1 protein-coding gene and 1 pseudogene are annotated in these 1,473 nt (G+C 49.7%); both read right to left on the reverse strand.

The window, feature by feature from the left end; all coding sequences use genetic code 11:
* A pseudogene (locus AWB78_RS42530) lies at positions 1–380 on the reverse strand (IS5 family transposase); the annotation flags it as partial.
* A gap of 200 nt (positions 381–580) precedes the next feature.
* A partial coding sequence (locus AWB78_RS42535) for a hypothetical protein (RefSeq protein ID WP_232478145.1) occupies positions 581–1,473 on the reverse strand: 893 nt, incomplete at its 5' end.

Here is a 1,473-nt window from a genome sequence, read left to right on the forward strand (position 1 = left end):
GCGACGAAACTGCGTTCGAGTTTTTCGTATCGGACCAACAGTTTGCGAAAGCGGTTGAACCAGCTGTGACAGACTTCAACCACCCAGCGCCGAGCCTTTTTGTTTGCATCGCGCCGCTTGAGCTCGGCCTCTTTCCGACGGTCGACGACATGAGGAATGTAGTCGTGCTCGTCGATGATGCGAAGACACTCGGCGCTTTTGTAGCCTGCATCGGCGCACAGGTGCTTGCTGCGACGATGCGGGGGATTCGGGCGCTTGACCATGATGGCGCTGAGGACCTCATCGAGTCGCTTGCCGTCATTGACGTTGGCCCCGGTGACGATCAGCGACAACGGGACGCCACGACCGTCGACCAGAAGATGGCGTTTGCTTCCAAAAGAAGCAGGGCGGCAAGACGCATTCCTCGAACTGCGCCCGGCTCAAATTCATCGGAATCGCCTTCCAGCATGAATCTCAGTTCATTCGGCTCATCGCGAAATCAGGACTGTAACCGATCCCGGACGTATCCCCGCAATTTCCCGTTCCAGCGCGGCTCGCAGACAAATTCGACCGCGCCGAGAAACCCGCGACCACCCGCCCTTCAATCAAGCGCATCCAGATCCATATACCAGTGTTGGTTATGAATATATGGTTCTTCGCCTCGTCGCGAACTTTGGATTTTATATCCAAGTCTATCGGAGATATATTTGTCAAGTTTTGCGACAAGTTGACTCATCAACTCTTCCGGAAGGGCATCCCCTACCGTATTTAACAGTGTGATACTGGCTCCGATTCCTATATCGGAACTTTGCAGCACTTTAATCAGCGTCGAAGTACCATCTATGTTGGCAAGAAGGAAATCGTTTCGGTCTTTATCGGAAAAGGCTTTGCATTCTCTAACAATTCTACAATATTCCATGATGCTGTCGCGGCATTTGAATTGCCCATTCGATACTGCATTAACCAGAGCAGAGCCACCGTCTTTTGTTTTGACACGAAATAACATTTTTAGATCGTTAGCGGAAAGATTCTCCTCAAAACGCTGAAGCATGGCGCCATATTCGCGAATTGCCTTGCCGTTGCCATTTTCTAGTGCATCTGCCAAAGCTGAGGCACCATCTTTCTTCTGGACAAGCAACAGTTTGTTAAGATCTTCAGCCGAGAGATTTTGGCCAAATTTTTGCAGCATATCGCTGTACTCGCGAATTACGTCGTCCTTGCCATTTTCTAGTGCATCGGCCAAAGCTGAGGTACCATTTCCCTGCTGGGCAAGCAAAAACTTGCTCAGATCGTAATCGGGAAGAATATCCACGAATTTCAGTAATATGTTGCTGAATTCGCGCAGCGCCATGACGTTTCCTCGACCATGGAGCGCGTCCTGCAGAATCGAATACCCATTTTTATCTTTGGAAAATAACAACTCGCTTAGATCCTCACCAGAAAGACGTTCTCTGAAAAGTTCAAGCATATTACCGTACTCGCGAATTGCGTTTG

This window comes from Caballeronia calidae, from assembly GCF_900044055.2.
GTDB classification, from domain to species: domain Bacteria; phylum Pseudomonadota; class Gammaproteobacteria; order Burkholderiales; family Burkholderiaceae; genus Caballeronia; species Caballeronia calidae.